This is a genomic window from Umezawaea sp. (genome assembly GCF_036375055.1).
Classification (GTDB): domain Bacteria; phylum Actinomycetota; class Actinomycetes; order Mycobacteriales; family Pseudonocardiaceae; genus Umezawaea.
In genome coordinates this window covers 75,281-91,826 of record NZ_DASUSQ010000017.1, presented here as the reverse complement: position 1 = coordinate 91,826, position 16,546 = coordinate 75,281, and the positions used below count along the sequence as shown (strand labels likewise).

The following is a 16,546-nucleotide window of genomic DNA, read 5'->3' as shown; positions in this document are numbered from 1 at the left end:
ACCGAGTGGTCCGTTCCGACCAGGGGCGGGCGGGGAGGAGGGGCGGTCGCCGGAGGAAGCCGACGGCCGCCGCCCCGAAGTATCCGGCATCCTCCCCCGCGCGACCACCCGCCCGCCGCCGGGGCGACCCGGTGCGGTGACCGCGATCCGCACCGGGTCCCGCGCGTCCCAGGTGGACTCCTCGCGCCGGGCGGCGCGGAACGGGGTCGGCGGCGACCGCGCTAGCGGCTGGCGACGAGGCCGTCCATCAGCAGGTCCAGCAGGCGTCCCGCCAGGTCCGGCTGGGGTGGTTTGCCGCACGTGACGGCGATGCCCATGAGGCTCGCGACGACGTCGGAGGCCGCGACGTCGGCCCGGAGGGCGCCGTCGGCGACCCCGGCCTCCAGCAGGGTCGTGACGGAGTCGCGCAGCATCTCGCCGGTGTGGTCGTACGGGTTGACGCCGGAGTCGACGAGCGAGCGGAGGGCGTCGGCCATGCCGATCTTGGCGTTCACGTAGTCCATGAACCGGCCCATCCACGCCCGCAGCGCCTCGCGCGGCGGGAGCGCGGCGAGGAGTTCACCGGCGGCCTCGCAGAGCTTGGCCAGCTCGCTGCGGTAGGCGGCCTCGATCAGCGCCTCGCGGGTCGGGAAGTTGCGGTACAGGGTGGCCGGGCCGACGCCCGCCTCCTTGGCGATGCGGTCGAGCGTGGCGTCGAGGCCGTCCCTGGCGAACATGCTGACGGCCGTGCAGAGGATCTTGTCGCGGTTGCGCTGGGCGTCGGCGCGCAGCGGGCGGCCCTCGATCCTGCCCATGCCGACCGTCCTCTCCTGCCCCACTTGCAAGTGGAGACTGCTATCACTTAGCCTCTCAAGTGAGAGCGATCTCCACTTTAGTCGGCGTGCGCCCTCTGAACACGCACGATGGGAAAAGGGGATCGCCCGACCCCTGAGAGGACATGCTGTGCCACCCACCACGCGCAGTGACATCTCGTTGCGGGTCAACGGGGAGACTCACGCGCTCACCGTCGACAACCGCACCACCCTCCTGGACGCGCTGAGGGAGAACCTCGGGCTGACAGGTACGAAGAAGGGCTGCGACCAGGGCCAGTGCGGCGCGTGCACCGTGCTGGCCGACGGCAGGCGGGCCGTCTCGTGCCTCCAGCTCGCCGTCGCGGCCGAAGGCTCCGACATCACCACGATCGAGGGAATCGCCGAGGGCGAGGACCTGCACCCGGTCCAGGAGGCGTTCCTCGAACTCGACGGCTACCAGTGCGGGTACTGCACCTCCGGCCAGATCTGCTCGGCCGTCGCCGTCATCCGGGAGCACGCGGCGGGCTGGCCGAGCGCGGCCACCGCCGACGTGCGGCCCGACGCGGAACCCGCCCCGCTGGACGAGGCGGAGATCCGCGAGCGCATGAGCGGGAACCTGTGCCGGTGCGGTGCGTACCCGGCCATCGTGCGCGCGGTCGCCCGCGCCGCCGACGGATCGAAGGTGACGGCGTGAAGGAGTTCGGCTACAGCCGCGCGACGGGGGTGCGGGACGCGGTCGCCCTGCTCGCGCACGAGCCCGAGGCCCGGTTCCTCGGCGGCGGCACCAACCTCGTCGACCTGATGAAGGCGGGCGTGGAGACGCCCGACCTGCTGGTCGACGTCCGCGGCCTGCCGCTCGGCCGGATCGAGGTGCGCGCCGACGGTGCCCTCACCATCGGCGCGACGGTCACCAACAGCGACCTCGCCGCGCACCCCGAGGTGCGGCGGCGCTTCCCGGCGCTGGCCGAGGCCGTGCTGGCGGGTGCGTCCGGCCAGCTCCGCAACGTGGCCACGGTCGGCGGCAACCTGCTCCAGCGCACCCGCTGCGGCTACTTCACCGACACCGCGTTCGCGTGCAACAAGCGCGAGCCCGGCAGCGGCTGCCCGGCCATCACCGGGGAGCACCACAACCACGCGATCCTCGGCGCGTCCGACCACTGCGTCGCCACGAACCCGTCCGACATGGGCGTGGCGCTCGCGGCGTTCGACGCGGTCGTGTCCTACGAGACCGTCGACGGCCCCGGCGAGCTGCCGCTGACCGGCTTCTACCCGCCGGTCGGCGACACCCCGCACGTGGAGACGGCGCTGCCCGCGGGCGCGCTGATCACCGCCGTCACGCTGCCCGCGGCCCCGGTCGCGGAGCGGTCGCGGTACCGCAAGGTCCGCGAGCGGGCGTCCTACGCGTTCGCCAACGGCTCGATCGCCGCGGCGCTGCACGTCGAGGACGGCGTGGTGCGCGACGTCCGGATCGCCTTCGGCGCCGTGGCGTCGCGCCCGTGGCGCGCCCACACGGCCGAGCGGGCGCTGACCGGTGGTCCCGCGACGGCCCAGGCGTTCGGCGCCGCGGCCGACGCCGAGCTGGCCGCCGCCGCACCGCTGGCGCACAACGGCTACAAGGTGCCGCTCGTGCGCAACCTCGTGGTCTCCGTGCTCACCGAACTCGCCGAGGAGGCGTCCCGATGACCGACCTGACGGACAGCCCCACCCGCACGTCACCCGGATCGATCGGCACGTCGACCGTGCGGCTGGAGGGCAGGGAGAAGGTCACCGGCGCGGCACGCTACGCGGCCGACGTCCCGTTCGAGGGCCTCGCGCACGGGTCGCTGGTGCTCGCGACGGTGGCGCACGGCCGGGTCCGCTCGGTCGAGGTCGCCCCCGTGCTCGCCATGCCCGGCGTGATCGGCGTGCTGCACCACGGCAACGCCCCGCGCCTCAACCCCGACGCAGGCATCTTCGGGATGCCCGACGGGACGCTCCAGCTCCTCCAGGACGACCGGGTGCCGCACGTCGGCAGGCCGGTGGCCCTGGTCGTCGCGGAGACCCTGGAGCAGGCGAGGGCGGGCGCGGACGCGCTGGTCGTCACCTACGACGAGGAACCGCACGACATCGCCTTCTCCGCCGACCACCCCGGTCTCCGCTCCCCCGCGTCGGCGCCGGTCGAGGCCAAGGGCGACGTGGACGCCGAGATCGCCGCCTCCCCGGTGGTGGTGGACCAGTGGTACGCCACGCCCGAGGAGCACCACGGGTCGATGGAGCCGCACGCCTCGATGGCCCGCTGGGAGAACGGCCGCCTGGAGGTGGTCGACTCCAACCAGGGCTCGTACCTCGTGTCGTCCGTGCTCGCCATGCTGTTCCACCTGGACGAGGGCGTCGTGCGGGTGCGCGCCGAGCACGTGGGCGGCGGGTTCGGCTCCAAGGCGGTCGGACCGCAGCTCATCACCGCGGTGATGGCCGCGACCACGTTCGACCGCCCGGTCCGGGTCGCGCTGACCCGCCGCCAGGTGTTCACCCTGACCGGCATGAGGCCCGCGACGCGGCAGCACATCCGGCTGGGCGCGGACTCCGCCGGACGGCTGCGGGCCGTCGACCACGAGACGGCCACCCACACGTCCACGATCCACGAGTACGTGGAGCGCGGCGGCGAGGCCACGCACGCGCTGTACGCCGCGGACGCCATCCGCATCAGCACCAAGCTGGTGCCGGTGAACCTGCCGACGCCCACGTGGATGCGCGCTCCGGGCTGCGCGCCCGGCTCGTTCGCGCTGGAGTCGGCGATGGACGAGCTGGCCGAGGCGACCGGGATCGACCCGGTGGAGCTGCGGCTGCGCAACGAGCCGCGGGTCGGGCCGATGACCGGTCTGCCGTTCAGCAGCCGCAACCTCGTGGGCTGCCTGACCGAGGGCGCCCGCCGCTTCGGCTGGGCCGACCGCGACCCCCGGCCGGGCGTCCGCCGCGACGGCCGGTGGCTGCTCGGCACCGGCATGGCCGCCGGGATCTACGGCGCGGGCTCGCTGCCGTCCACCGCGGCGATCAGGGCCGACGCCGACGGCGGGTACACGGTGTCCATCGCCGCCGCCGACATCGGCACCGGGGCGCGGACGGCGCTCGCGCTCGTGGCGGCGGAGGCGCTGGACGTGCACCCGTCGGCGGTGCGCATGGAGATCGCCGACAGCGACCTGGGCCAGGCCTGGTTCGCGGGCGGCTCCAGGGGCACCTCGTCCTGGTCGTGGGCCATCACGGCCGCCGCGGCCGACCTGCGCGACCGGCTGGTCGGCGTCGACCGGATCCCCGCCGAGGGGATCACCGGCCGCGCCGACACCGCCGCGCAGATCGCCGCCCTGGAGCAGCAGGAGCGGTACGCGCACGGCGCCCAGTTCGCCGAGGTGGCCGTCGACCCGCTGACCGGTGAGGTGCGGGTCAGGCGGATGCTCGGGATCTTCGCCGCGGGCCGGATCGTCAACCCGCTGACCGCGCGCAGCCAGCTCGTGGGCGGCATGGTCATGGGTCTGTCGATGGCGCTGCACGAGGAGGGCGTCCGCGACGGGCGGCAGGGCCGCCAGGTGAACGGCGACTTCGCCGGTTACCACGTCGCCGCGCACGCCGACGTGCCGGACATCGAGGCCGACTGGGTCGACGACCACGACCCGAGCCACCCCAGCGGCATCAAGGGGGTCGGCGAGGTCGCCATCGTGGGCACCGCGGCGGCGGTCGCGAACGCCGTGTGGCACGCCACCGGGGTCCGCCACCGCGAACTGCCGATCAGCGTCGGCCGGGTGCTCGCGCACCAGGCGTGAGGTCAGCGGTGGGCCCGACCGTCCGGGCCCACCCCTGACTCCGTGGAGGTCATCGTCGAAGAACCACCTCGACCCGGATCGCCACGCCGTTCTGCCTGCCGCGTCGGGGTTGTGGTCGACCGACACGGGCAGGTGTTCGCGAAGGCGTCGCGGAGACCTGCGAGCGGACCGCCGCTCCCCCGCCGGAACCGCCGCACTTCGCCGGGACGTCGGCGCCGCTGTCGGTCGACGCGACACCCACCCGGACCACGTCGATCGCCCGCCGCGGCGAGGCTGGCGGTGCGGAGTCCGCCGGCTCGGCCTCGCGGTACCCGTCGCCGAACACCACCGGGTTGTAGCGGGTCCGGGGTCGCCCGCGTCCACGATCCTCGTGGTCCCGACGACCCCGCCGTCCTCGGTGGTCACGAGCCACCTCCGAGCGGGAAGCGGGCAGGCTCCGTCGCACCCTCCGCCCAGACCCCGAGGTGGCCGTCGAGCTGGTCGGTCGGGGGCACGAGCACCTCGACCGCCTCCCGCGACCACACCCGCACCTCGCGGCCCCCGTGCTCGAAGACCAGCCGCACCGCCCGCGGCGCCGGTTCGTCCGACGCCGTGGGGTTCCCCTCTCCCGGCTCACCCCTCCCGGCGTTCCACCCCCGTTCCAGTCCGCTCCGCGGTCAGAGCACGAACCCCTCGGGGAACGGGTCGGTCGGGTCGAGGAGGTACTGGGCGGTGCCGGTGATCCACGCCCGACCGGTGATGGTCGGGACCACGGCGTCGACCGGTCCGACCCGCTCGGCGCGCACGAGCCTGCCGGTGAACCTGGTGCCCAGCAGGGATTCGTTCACGTAGTCCACTCCGAGGGCCAGTTCGCCGCGCGCGTGGAGCTGGGCGAGGCGGGCCGACGTGCCGGTGCCGCACGGGGAGCGGTCGAACCAGCCGGGGTGGATGGCCATCGCGTTGCGCGAGTCGCCGCCGTCCACACCGGGCGCGGTGAACTGGACGTGCTTGCAGCCCGAGATCGCCGGGTCGACCGGGTGCACGGGCCGGTCGACGGCGTCGATCGCGGCCATCACGTCCAGTCCCGCGGCGAGGATGCGGTCCTTCTCCGCGCGGTCGAACGGGATGCCGAGGTCGGCCAGCGGCAGGATCGCGTAGAAGTTGCCGCCGTAGGCCATGTCGTAGCGGACGGTCCCCAGGCCGGGCACGGCCACGGTCGCGTCCAGCCTGGTCGCGAACGACGGCACGTTCTCGATCGTCACCGACTCGGCGCGGCCGTCGCGCACGGCCACGCTCGCCTCGACGAGACCGGCCGGGGTGTCCAGGCGGACCACGGTCTCCGGCTCGGTCACGGGCACCATGCCGGTCTCCACCAGGACCGTCGCCACGCCGATCGTGCCGTGCCCGCACATCGGCAGGCACCCGGACACCTCGATGTACAGGACGCCCCAGTCGGCGTCGGGGCGGGTCGGCGGCTGGAGGATCGCGCCGCTCATCGCCGAGTGGCCGCGCGGCTCGTTGACCAGGAACCGGCGCAGGTGGTCGAGGTGCTCGACGAAGTGCAGCCGCCGCAGCGCCATCGTGTCGCCGGGGATCACGCCGACGCCACCGGTGATCACCCTGGTGGGCATCCCCTCGGTGTGCGAGTCGACGGCGGTCAGGCAGCGGGTCGAGCGCACGTCACGCCTCCCGCAGGTGGTCGAACGCCCGGCGCAGGTCCGCGTCGAGCACGTCCAGCTGGGCCTGGGACAGCGGTCCGCGCGGCGGCCTGCACGGGCCGCCGAAGCGCCCGGCCGCGTCCATCCCGCGCTTGATGGCCTGCACGAACTCCGTGCGGGAGTCCCAGCGGAACGCCGCGACCAGCGGTTCGTACAGCGCCCGCGCCTCCTCGACCCTCCCGGCGCGCGCCAGCTCGTAGAGCCGCGCCGACTCGGCCGGGAAGACGTTGGGGAACCCGGCGAACCACCCCGTCGCGCCCATCAGCAGCGACTCCAGCACCACGTCGTCCGCGCCCGCGACCACGGTCAGGCCCGGCGCGCGCTCGCGGATCTCCAGCACCCGCCGCACGTCGCCGGAGAACTCCTTGACCGCCACCACGCCGTCGATCGCGGCGATCTCGGCGAGCAGGTCGGGGGTGAGGTCGACCTTGGTGTCGAACGGGTTGTTGTAGACCATCACCGGCAGGCCGACCGCGGCCACCTCGGTGAAGTGGGCGACGACCTCGCGCGGGTTGGCCCGGTACATCGTCGGTGGCAGGCACAGCACACCGTCCGCGCCGTCCTCGGCGGCCAGTTCCGCCCAGTGGCGGGCCTGGTGCGACCCCGGTCCGTGCACGCCGACCACGACCACCGCGTCCGCTCCCACCGCGGCCACGGCGGTGCGCACGACCTCCCGGCGCTCGGCGTCGGTGAGCGAGGAGTACTCGCCGAGCGACCCGTTCGGGCCGACGCCGCGGCAGCCGTTGTCGACCACCCACCGGCAGTGCTCCGCGTAGCGGTCCAGGTCCGGACGCAGGCCCGCGGGCGCGCTCGGGTCCTCGGCGTAGGGCAGCGCGGTCGCCACGATCACGCCGTCGAGACGTTCGGTCACGGGTCCTCCTCGGGGTCCTGGGCCAGTTCGCCCAGCCGCAGCGGCGTGGCGAAGGGTCTGCGGTGGAACGCGTCGGCGTCGGGCAGCGGGTGCCCGAGCCGGGCGGCGGCCAGGTCGGCGACCTCCCGGCCGCACACCCGGCCCTGGCAGGAGCCGAGCCCGGCGCGGCTGACGAGCTTGAGGGTGCGGCCGTCGGCGGCACCGAGGTCGAGCGCGGCGTCCAGGGCGCGCGCGGTGACCTCCTCGCACCGGCACACCAGCGTGTCCGGGGTGAGCCAGCCGTGGCGGCCGGACGGGAGGGGGTGCGCGGCGGCCAGCGCGGCGGCGAACGCCCTCCCCCGCCGGACGGCCCGCAGCGCGCCCGGTGGCGGCTCCGGCGCACCGGCCGCCGCCGCGCCCGCCACGGCGCCCTCGGCGGCGGCGAGGGCGGCGCCACCGATGCCGGTGATCTCCCCCGCCGCGTACACGCCGGGGACGGTCGTCGCGCCGACGGCGTCGACCCGCACGAACCCGTCGCGCAGGGCGCAGCCCAGGCTGACGGCGAGGTCGAGGCGCGGGGTGAAGCCGTGGCCGACGCACACCGCGTCCACGGCGACCCTGGTGCTGTCGCGGACGGACCAGTCCGGGCGGAGCCGGGCGACGGTCACCCCGGTGACCCGGTCGGTGCCGTGCGCGGCCACCACGGCGGTCCTGGTGCGCACCCGGCGCAGCAGCGCCGCGTACCCGGCCAGCTCCCCCAGCTTGCCCGCCGCCGCCAGGGGGTGCCGCAGCCAGCCGCCGGGCCCGTTGGCCTCCAGCACGGTGACCTCCGAGCCGACCCGCAGCAGCGAGGCCGCCACGGGCAGCAGGAACGGCCCGGTGCCCGACACGACGACCCGCCTGCCGACCGCCACGCCGTGCTCCTTGGCCAGCGCCTGCGCCGCGCCCGCCGTGTACACGCCGGGCAGGTCCCAGCCGGGGAACGGGACCACGCGGTCGTGCGCGCCGGTGGCCAGCACGACGGCGTCGGCGTCGAGCACGCGGCCGGTCCGGTGTGGACTGTCGGCCGGACCGCGGCGCACGTGCAGCCGCAGGCCTTCCGCGGCCCACGCGGTGCTCTCGGCCAGGTGGCGCACCCCCTGGTCGACGGCCTGCGGGGTGCCCCGGTGGTACTGGCCGCCCGCGTGCCGCTCGGCGTCCACCAGCACGACGGCAGCGCCCGCCCGCGCGGCGGCACCGGCCGCGGCGAGCCCGGCGGGGCCGCCGCCCACCACGACGACCCTCATCCGGGCAGCTCCGCCCCGTGCTGGGTGCGCACGGCGTCGCCGTCGGAGGGCACCCGCTGGCACGCCCGCACGTCCGGCACGCCGTTCACCACCACCAGGCAGTCGAAGCACACACCGATGCCGCAGAACACCCCGCGCGGCCTGCCGCCGTTCCTGGTGGTGCGCCAGGACGACCGCCCGGCGGCGATCAGGACGGCGGCGATCGTCCGCCCCTCCGGCACGTCGTGCGGCTCGCCGTCGACGGTGATCCTCATGCGCACACCCCCGGTCTGTCCACTCGGAACGGTCGTGGGTCGACGTGCGGGTCCGCGCCGGTGACCAGCTCGGCGAGCAGCCGCCCGGTCGCCGCCGCGAGCCCGATGCCCGCGCCCTCGTGGCCGGTCGCGTGCCAGAGTCCGGGACGGCGCGGGTCGGCGCCGATGACGGGCAGGTGGTCGGGCGCGTACGGGCGGAACCCGCCGTAGGAGCGCAGGACGGGGACGTCCCGCAGCACCGGGAACAGCCCGACCGCGCGGCGGGCGAGCGCGCGCGGCACCTCGACCCGCGGCGACGCGTCGAAGCCGACCCGCTCGCGGCTCGACCCGATCAGGACGGTGCCGCCCGCCGTCGCCTCGACCACCGTCGAGACCTGGAGGTCGGCGTCGCCGCTCGCGACCGCGCCCACGTAGTCGGCGTCGTACACCTTGTGCCGCACGGTGCCCGGCGGCAGCGCGGCCGTCACGAGGACGACGCCCCGGCGCGGCAGCACGCTGACCGGCGCGCCGAACGCGGCCGACACCTCGCCGGACCACGGTCCGCAGGCGATCACCGCGGCGCCGCACGGCACGTCGCCGTCGGCGGTCCGCACGGCCGCGACCGCGCCGTGCGCCAGCCTGACCCCGAGCGCCCGCACGCCGGGCCGCAGCACCCCTCCCCGGCGGCGGACGGCCGCGAGCAGGGCCTTCGTCACGAGCACGGGCTGGACCTGCGCGTCCTGCGGGTAGTGGACGGCCGCGACCACGGCGCGGGTGAGGTGCGGTTCGAGGTCGAACGCCTCGGCGGGGGTGAGGGGCCGCGCGTCCACGCCCGCGCTCCGCTGGGCGGCGGCGAGGTCCAGCAGCGGCTCGACCGCCCCGGTGGCGACGACCAGGCCGCCCTTGGCGTCCCACTCCACGTCCGCGCCGAGGTCGGCGAGCAGGTCGGGCCAGCGGCGCAGCGACGCCAGCGCGAGGTCGAGTTCGGGGCCGGGCCCCTTGTCGGAGACCAGGACGTTGCCCTCGCCCGCGGCGGACGTGCCCGCGCCGAGCGGGCCGCGGTCGAGGACGGTGACCCGCAGTCCGGCCGCGCTCAGCGCCTCGGCGCACGCCGCGCCGATGACGCCCGCGCCGACCACGACCACGTCCGGGTTCCGCACTCGCACTCCAATCGTTCATTGAAGTGAACGATCCGAGCCTAGGCTCGGGGCAGGACCGGGGTCAATCCCCGTGCGAGGCGTGCACGCCGTCCGGGTACTCCAGCAGCAGCACGGACTCCACCGGCCCTCCGACGGTCTCGTAGGTGTGCGCCGCCCGCGCGGGGAAGCACACGTAGTCGCCCGGCCCCAGCTCGTGGGGCGCGTGCGCCGGGCCGACCCGGAGCGAGCCCGACGTGACCAGCACGTGCTCCCGACCGGGGTGGCCTGCCGAGTACTGGGTCTGGCCGGGGCGGACGCGCTGGTCGTAGACCTCGACGACCGTGTCGCCGAGCGTCAGCCTGCGGACCATGCGGAGGTCGACGGCGTTGCTGGAGAGCACGTCGAGGTCGGCGGCGCGCACCAGCACGACCTCCGAGTCGGCGGGCGCGGTCAGCAGGTCGGACACCGGCACCCCCAGTGCGTTCGACAAACTGAACACCGTGTCGATGGTGGGATTGCCCGACCCCGATTCGAGCTGGGACAGCGTGCCCTTGGCGATGCCCGACCGGCGCGCCAGTTCCGACAGCGACAGACCGCCGCGGTCGCGCAGCGCGCGCAGGTTCGCCGCGAGCACCTGACCGGCTTGCTCCCTGACCACCTCGGGACCTCCTCCTCGCAGGCGAGCACCGTACGGGTGATGGCGGGCGCCCGACCACCCGACGCCGTTGACCCGTCACTCTGCCTGTTGTAGTACAGGAGGACTCGACCTCCAGGAGCTGCCGTGGACGGGGAAGCGCGCGGACGCGTGCTCGGCGCGCTGCCCGCCGACGACGGCCCCCACCGGACGGGAACGTGGCGGGGGCGCCCGCCCGAGCGGGTGTCCGGCGGGACGCGCACGACGTGGGCGGCGGGCGCGGGGCCGCCGAACCGGCGGGAGGCGGACGATGCCGTTGCGGCCCTCGGTCTCTGACGACGTCACCGCCCTGCCCCGCGGCGGGCAGAACGCGATCGGCGTGGCGCTCGGGCTCCTCGGCGACGAGTGGACGCTGCTGGTGCTGCGCCACGCGCTGTCGGGCACGCGTCTCTACGGCGACTGGATGCGCGCGATGCCGATCTCGCACGCCGTCCTCGCGGGCAGGCTGGGGCGGCTCACGCAGTTCGGGCTGCTGGAGCGGGTCGTCTACTCCCAGCGGCCGGAGCGCTTCGAGTACCGGCTGACCCGCCGCGGCCGGGGGGTGTGGCCGATCCTGCTCGGCATCTGGTCGTGGGAGCTGACCCACGTGGAGCGGCACGCGGAGGAGCTGCCGAGGATGGGCCACCGCGGCCACGCCTTCGAGCCGGTGCTGGTGTGCGGCGGGTGCGCGGCCCCGGTCCGACCGCGCGACCTCGTCGGCGGGTTCGGGCCGAGCGGCACGTGGGCGCGGTCGATGCCGTCGGCCACGACCCGGCGCCGCTCCGCCGCCGCGCCCGGCCACCAGGACGGCTTCTTCCCCCAGACCACGGCGCTGGTCGGGAACCGGTGGTCGTGTGCGATGCTGGGCGCCGCCTTCCAGGGGGCGCGCCGGTTCGGCGACTTCGAGCGGCACCTGTCCGCGCCGCCCGTGGTGGTCGCCGACCGGCTGAGGACGTTCGCGGAGCTGGACGTCGTGACGGCCTCCGCGAACGGCGGCTACCGGCTCACGCCGAAGGGGCTGGCGTTCTTCCCCGTCGCCGTGCACACGATGGAGTGGGCGCAGCGGTGGTTCCGCTCCCCGGAGGGTCCCGCGCTGGCCTACCGGCACACCGCGTGCGGCGCCCCGTTCCACCCGCGCTACTCGTGCTCGGGGTGCGGGGAGCAGCTGCGCGGCAGCGCGGTCCAGCGGCTCGACCAGTAGGCCGCGCCCGACGACCCGGAGGACTCCGCGTGCACACCCGCCTCACCGCGTTCGGCAACCAGCTGATCGAGGTCCACGTCTGGCTGCGCGGACAGCTGGAGGACCTCCGCGACGACGTCGACGCCTACTTCGCGGGCGACGGGCTGCTCCCCCGCGACCTGCGGGCCCACTGCCTGTCGTTCTGCTCCGCCCTGACCCGCCACCACACCGGCGAGGACCGGATCGCGTTCCCGGAGATCGCCGAGGAGTTCCCCGAGCTGCGCCCGGTGATCACCCAGCTCAGGACCGACCACAACCGGATCGACTGGATCCTCGGCGCGCTGGACAAGCTGCTGACCGGCCTGCCGGACGAACCCGACCCGGCCGACAGGGCGCGGGTGGTGGCGGAGCTGGACGGGCTCTCGGCGATCATGGAGACGCACTTCACCTACGAGGAGAAGAAGCTGATCACCGTGCTCAACGGCATGGACCTGCCGGCGTGGCGGGCGGAGCGGCCCGACTTCCTGCTGTCCGACGAGGACTGAGCCCCTACCTGGCGAGCAGGTCGCGCAGCGCCTTCACGACCTCGCCGGGGGCTTCCTCGGCCATGAAGTGCCCGCACGTCACGGTCCGGTGGTCCAGGTCGGGAGCCCACGGCCGCCAGCGGGCGGCGGCGTCGAAGCCGAGCGCCGAGCCCCAGTCCTGCTGGAGCACCGCCACGGGCATCCGCAGGTGGTTGCCTGCCGCGCGGTCGGCCTCGTCGTGCTCGACGTCGACGGCGGCGGACGCGCGGTAGTCGGCGACGATCGACGGGATCGCCCCCCGGCACGCCGCCAGGTAGGCCGCGCGGACGTCGGCGGGGATCGCGTCGGGGTCGTTGGCCCAGAGGTCGAGGAAGTAGCCGAAGAACTCGTCGGGGGCACCCGCGATCAGCGCCTCCGGCAGGCCGGGCGGCTGGGCCATCAGGTACAGGTGGAAGGCGACGGCGGCCGAGGTGCCGTGCAGGACGTCCCACGTGTCCAGGGTGGGCAGGACGTCGAGGGAAGCCAGGTGGGTGATGGCGTCCGGGTGGTCGAGGCCCGCGCGGACGGCGACCAGCGCGCCCCGGTCGTGGCCCGCGAGCGCGAACCGGTCGTGGCCCAGCGCGCGGGCGAGCGCGACGACGTCGGCGGCCATCGTCCGCTTGGAGTAGGTCTGCCCGTCCAGGTCGGCGGGCTTGTCGCTGGCGCCGTAGCCGCGCAGGTCGGGGCAGATGACGGTGTGGTCGGCGGCCAGGTCGGCGGCGACGTGCCGCCACATCAGGTGGGTCTGCGGGAAGCCGTGCAGCAGCACGACGGGACTGCCGGAGCCGCCGACGGCGGCCGTGAGCGAGACGCCGTCGGCGACGGTGACGCGGTGCTGGGCGAACCCGGTGATCTGCGGTGCCACGTGGTGCTTCTCCCTGTGCTCGGTGCGTACCGGACCGACTCTGCGGGACGCCGATCAGCACCGGATCAGCACCGGATCAGCACCGGCTCGGCACCGGCTCGGCCCGGCGCCCCCGCGGCCCGGCCGCTAGGTTGTGCCGGTGGTGAGGTTCGGTGTGCTGGGCCCGGTGGAGGCCTCCGACGAGCGGGGACCGGTGAACCTCAGGGGGGCCAGGCACCGGGCCGTGCTGGCCCGGCTCCTGGTCGCCAGGGGGCGGACCGTGCCCGCCGCGGTGCTCGTGGACGACCTGTGGGACGAGCCCCCGGACGGGGCGCTCGGCGCGGTGCAGACGTTCGTCGGCGCGCTGCGCAAGGCGCTGGAGCCCGACCGTCCACCCCGGACGCCGTCGCGCCTGCTGGTCACCGCTCCCCCCGGCTACGCGCTGCGGGCCGAGCCGGACGCGGTGGACGCCCTGCGGTTCGAGGCCGCCGTCACCGAGGCCGCCGCCTCCCGGCCCGAAGCCGCGCTCGCGCTGCTGGACGACGCGCTGGGGCTGTGGCGCGGGCCCGCCTACGCGGAGTTCGCCGACCGGGCGTGGGCACGGGGCGAGGCCGCCCGGCTGGACGAGGTGCGGCTGCTGGCCGTGGCCCGCAGGGCGGAGGCCGCGCTCGCGCTGGGCCTGGCCGCGGAGTCGGTGCCCGACCTGGAGGCCCACGTCGCCGCGCACCCGCTGCACGAGGACGGCCGACGGCTGCTGGCGCTCGCGCTGTACCGGACGGGACGGCAGGGCGACGCGCTGGCGACGGTGCGCCGGGCCCGCGAGGCGCTGCTCACCGAACTGGGCGTCGACCCCGGCGAGGGCCTGCGGCGGCTGGAGGCGGACATCCTCGCCCAGGCCCCGCACCTCACGCCCCGAGCGCGGGTCGAGCACCCGTTCGTCGGCCGGGAGGCCGAGCTGGCCGACCTGGAGGACGCCGCCGCGACCACGTCCCGGCCCCGGCTGGCGCTGGTGTCCGGCATGGCGGGTGCGGGCAAGACCGCGCTGGTCAGGACCCTGGCCGACCGGCTGGCCGTTCGCGGGTGGACCACCGCGTGGGGCACGTGCCCCGAACTGCGCGGCGGGACGGCGCCGTGGACCGGGATGCGCGCGGCGCTCGGCGTGCCCGACGGCGGCGCGTTCGAGGCGCGCGAGCCGGTGCTGCTGGTGTTCGACGACCTGCACTGGGCCGACGAGGACACCCTGGCGGTGGTGACGTCGCTGGTCGCCGACCCCGGTACCGGGCCGGTGCTGGTCGTCGGCACCTACCGCTCGACCGACATCACCCCGGCGCTCGCCGACGCGCTGGGCCGCGCCGCCCGCGTCGAGCCGACCAGGGTCTACCTGGGCGGTCTGAGCAGGCCGCAGGTCGCCGAGGTGGTCAGGGCGACCACCCGGCGCGAGATGTCACCGGACGGGGTGCGGCTGGTGCACGCCAGGAGCGCGGGCAACCCGTTCTTCGTCCGCGAGCTGACGCGGCTGTGGGAGGCCGAGGGCGATCCGGGGCTGCTCGCCGTGCCCGCGGGGGTCCGCGACGTCATCCGGCACCGGCTCGCGGGGCTGTCCGAGACCACCAGGACGCACCTGCGGCAGGCCGCCGTCCTCGGCGACGAGGTGGACCTGGACGTGCTGGTCGCGCTCGCGGGCGACGAGGACGCGGTGCTCGACTCGGTGGAGTCCGCCGTGCGCGCCGGGTTCCTGGTGGAGCGCTCCGACCACCCCCGGTTCGCCCACGCCCTCGTCAGGGAGACCCTGTACGAGGACGGCACCCGCGCCCGGCGGACGCGGTGGCACGCGGCCGTCGCCGACGTCGTGGAGCGGACGCGGCCGGACGACGTGGAGACGATCGCCCACCACCTGCTGCACGCCGGGGGCCGGGCCGACGCGGACCGCACCGCGGGTTTCGCGCGTGCCGCGGCCGAGCGGGCGGAACAGCGGTCCGCTCCGCACGAGGCGGCCCGGCTGTGGCGGGAGGTCGTGGCCCGCACCGGGGCGGGCCGGGCGCGGCTGGAGGCCGTGATGGGTCTGGTGCGGGCGCTGGCGGTGACCGGCGACCTGCGGGAGGCGCGGGGGCTGCGCGCGGAGGCGACCGGCGCGGCGGAGGCGTTCGGCGACCCGGTGCTGACCGCGGGGGTGATCGGCTCGTTCGACGTGCCCGCGATCTGGACCGCCAACGACGACGAGGCCCTGTCGGCCCGCCTGGTGGCGACCGCGGAGCGGACCCTGGCGGCGCTGCCCGCCGACCGCACCGGCGACCGCGCCCGGCTGCTGGTCACCATCGCCGTGGAGCGGCGCGCCGACCCCGGTCCCGTGGGCGACCGGGCGGCGCGGGAGGCCGAGGCCCTCGCCCGCGACCTCGGCGACCCGACGCTGCTGGCGTTCGCCCTCAACGGGCGGTTCCTCCAGACGTTCCACCGCGCCGGGCTGGCCCCCGAGCGGGGTCGGATCGGCGCGGAGCTCCTGGAGGTGGCCCGCGCCCACCGCCTGGTCGTGTTCGAGGTGCTGGCGCACCTGATCGGGATCCAGTCGAGCGCCGCCGTGGGCGACCTCGCGACCGCCGACCGGCACGCGGCGGCGGCGGACGACCTCGCGGCCCGGCACGAACTCCCGGTCGTCGGGGTGTTCACGGCCTGGTACGCCGCGCTCCGGCTGGCGGTGACCGGCCGGACCGCCGAGGCCGTCACCGCCTACCGCGCCGCCGCCTCCCGCCTGACCGGCACGGGGATGCCCGGTCTTGAGGACGGTCTGCTGCCGTTCGCGCTGCTCGGGCTCGGGGTGCGGACCGCGGACGCGGACTGGGGACCGTACCGGCCGTGGACCGGCGACCAGGACGTCCCGGACTCACCGCGCGACCTGCTCCTCGAAGCCCGCACGTGCCTGCGCGCACAGGCCGCCCTCCGCTCCGGGGACCGGCCGACGCTGGAGCGCGTGCACGCCGACCTGCTCCCCGCCGCCGACGAGATCGCAGGCGCGGGCAGCGGACTCGTCGCGTTCGGGCCCGTCGCCCACCACCTCGGCGACCTCGCGACGGCGCTCGGCCGGAACGCGGAAGCCACCACCCACTACCGGCACGCGCTCCTCGTCGCCGAACGAGCGGGAGCACCCCACTGGGCGGCCGCCGCACGGGAAGCGTTGGAGCGCAAGCGATAACGGTGTTCAGCCGCCGAATCCCGCACGAATGTGGTGTCCGGTCACGAGAATCCTCAAGCCTTTCTCAAAAGGGGATCGGAACGGCGCGGAAAATCCTAATCTGCCGCTATGAGAATCCTCTTCTGGACCACCGTCCTCTGCGTCGACGCCGCCCAGGGGGCCCTGGCCCTCCCCGTGATCGCGGGCGCCGTCATCGTCGCCTGCGCCGACGCCCACGCGCACACCCGTCGTCGGGGCCGCTTCCCGAACCGCGCCCAGCAGTGGCACCAACCTCCCGACGTGGGAGCCGCGGTGTGAGCATCCGCCGAT

Annotated in this window: 17 protein-coding genes; 8 read left to right on the top strand and 9 right to left on the bottom strand. The window is 75.6% G+C overall.

The features are described 5' to 3' along the window. Positions 1–221: 221 nt before the first annotated feature. On the bottom strand, positions 222–794 hold the full coding sequence (locus VFZ92_RS06155; protein WP_330874804.1) for a TetR/AcrR family transcriptional regulator: 573 nt from the start codon (positions 792–794) through the stop codon (positions 222–224). Between the two features lie 148 nt (positions 795–942). On the opposite strand from VFZ92_RS06155, the gene VFZ92_RS06150 reads away from it, so the two are divergent. The 3 genes from VFZ92_RS06150 to VFZ92_RS06140 are packed head-to-tail and all read left to right on the top strand — an operon-like array spanning position 943 to position 4,585. Further along, positions 943–1,485, top strand: a complete 543-nt coding sequence (locus VFZ92_RS06150; protein WP_330874803.1) for a 2Fe-2S iron-sulfur cluster-binding protein — start codon at positions 943–945, stop codon at positions 1,483–1,485. Further along, positions 1,482–2,474, top strand: a complete 993-nt coding sequence (locus VFZ92_RS06145) for a xanthine dehydrogenase family protein subunit M (RefSeq protein ID WP_330874802.1) — start codon at positions 1,482–1,484, stop codon at positions 2,472–2,474. Before VFZ92_RS06150 ends, VFZ92_RS06145 begins: the two co-directional genes overlap by 4 nt. Beyond that, entirely contained in the window at positions 2,471–4,585 is a 2,115-nt protein-coding gene (locus tag VFZ92_RS06140) for a xanthine dehydrogenase family protein molybdopterin-binding subunit (RefSeq protein WP_330874801.1), read from the top strand. The genes VFZ92_RS06145 and VFZ92_RS06140 overlap by 4 nt, the downstream gene beginning before the upstream one ends. A gap of 401 nt (positions 4,586–4,986) precedes the next feature. Here VFZ92_RS06140 and VFZ92_RS06135 read toward each other — a convergent pair whose 3' ends face one another. The 7 genes from VFZ92_RS06135 to VFZ92_RS06105 form a co-directional block, all read right to left on the bottom strand. After that, positions 4,987–5,148 (bottom strand): hypothetical protein, encoded by a 162-nt coding sequence (locus tag VFZ92_RS06135; protein WP_330874800.1) that lies wholly within the window; start codon positions 5,146–5,148, stop codon positions 4,987–4,989. A gap of 93 nt (positions 5,149–5,241) precedes the next feature. Then, a complete protein-coding gene (locus tag VFZ92_RS06130) occupies positions 5,242–6,243 on the bottom strand; it encodes a proline racemase family protein (protein ID WP_330874799.1) in 1,002 nt (333 codons plus the stop codon). A gap of 1 nt (position 6,244) precedes the next feature. Next, a complete protein-coding gene (locus VFZ92_RS06125; RefSeq protein WP_330874798.1) occupies positions 6,245–7,153 on the bottom strand; it encodes a dihydrodipicolinate synthase family protein in 909 nt (302 codons plus the stop codon). Beyond that, positions 7,150–8,418, bottom strand: a complete 1,269-nt coding sequence (locus VFZ92_RS06120) for an FAD-dependent oxidoreductase (RefSeq protein WP_330874797.1) — start codon at positions 8,416–8,418, stop codon at positions 7,150–7,152. The genes VFZ92_RS06125 and VFZ92_RS06120 overlap by 4 nt, the downstream gene beginning before the upstream one ends. Next, entirely contained in the window at positions 8,415–8,672 is a 258-nt protein-coding gene (locus tag VFZ92_RS06115; RefSeq protein WP_330874796.1) for a (2Fe-2S)-binding protein, read from the bottom strand. Before VFZ92_RS06115 ends, VFZ92_RS06120 begins: the two co-directional genes overlap by 4 nt. Next, positions 8,669–9,811 (bottom strand): NAD(P)/FAD-dependent oxidoreductase, encoded by a 1,143-nt coding sequence (locus tag VFZ92_RS06110; RefSeq protein WP_330874795.1) that lies wholly within the window; start codon positions 9,809–9,811, stop codon positions 8,669–8,671. Before VFZ92_RS06110 ends, VFZ92_RS06115 begins: the two co-directional genes overlap by 4 nt. Positions 9,812–9,872: 61 nt before the next feature. Further along, entirely contained in the window at positions 9,873–10,448 is a 576-nt protein-coding gene (locus VFZ92_RS06105; protein WP_330874794.1) for an XRE family transcriptional regulator, read from the bottom strand. A gap of 123 nt (positions 10,449–10,571) precedes the next feature. Here VFZ92_RS06105 and VFZ92_RS06100 point away from each other — a divergent pair, with 123 nt between their 5' ends. The 3 genes from VFZ92_RS06100 to VFZ92_RS06090 are packed head-to-tail and all read left to right on the top strand — an operon-like array spanning position 10,572 to position 12,188. Continuing rightward, positions 10,572–10,760, top strand: coding sequence for a hypothetical protein (locus tag VFZ92_RS06100; protein ID WP_330874793.1), 189 nt, complete (start codon positions 10,572–10,574; stop codon positions 10,758–10,760). Continuing rightward, entirely contained in the window at positions 10,735–11,664 is a 930-nt protein-coding gene (locus VFZ92_RS06095) for a helix-turn-helix domain-containing protein (protein WP_330874792.1), read from the top strand. The genes VFZ92_RS06100 and VFZ92_RS06095 overlap by 26 nt, the downstream gene beginning before the upstream one ends. 29 nt (positions 11,665–11,693) lie before the next feature. After that, entirely contained in the window at positions 11,694–12,188 is a 495-nt protein-coding gene (locus VFZ92_RS06090; protein ID WP_330874791.1) for a hemerythrin domain-containing protein, read from the top strand. 4 nt (positions 12,189–12,192) lie between these two features. Here VFZ92_RS06090 and VFZ92_RS06085 read toward each other — a convergent pair whose 3' ends face one another. After that, positions 12,193–13,071, bottom strand: coding sequence for an alpha/beta hydrolase (locus VFZ92_RS06085; protein ID WP_330874790.1), 879 nt, complete (start codon positions 13,069–13,071; stop codon positions 12,193–12,195). Between the two features lie 139 nt (positions 13,072–13,210). Here VFZ92_RS06085 and VFZ92_RS06080 point away from each other — a divergent pair, with 139 nt between their 5' ends. Both VFZ92_RS06080 and VFZ92_RS06075 read left to right on the top strand, forming a co-directional pair. After that, positions 13,211–16,237 carry a BTAD domain-containing putative transcriptional regulator gene (locus VFZ92_RS06080; protein WP_330874789.1) on the top strand — a complete coding sequence of 1,009 codons (3,027 nt, stop codon included), beginning with the start codon at positions 13,211–13,213 and terminating at the stop codon, positions 16,235–16,237. Between the two features lie 108 nt (positions 16,238–16,345). Continuing rightward, on the top strand, positions 16,346–16,534 hold the full coding sequence (locus tag VFZ92_RS06075; RefSeq protein ID WP_330874788.1) for a hypothetical protein: 189 nt from the start codon (positions 16,346–16,348) through the stop codon (positions 16,532–16,534). Positions 16,535–16,546: the final 12 nt, after the last annotated feature.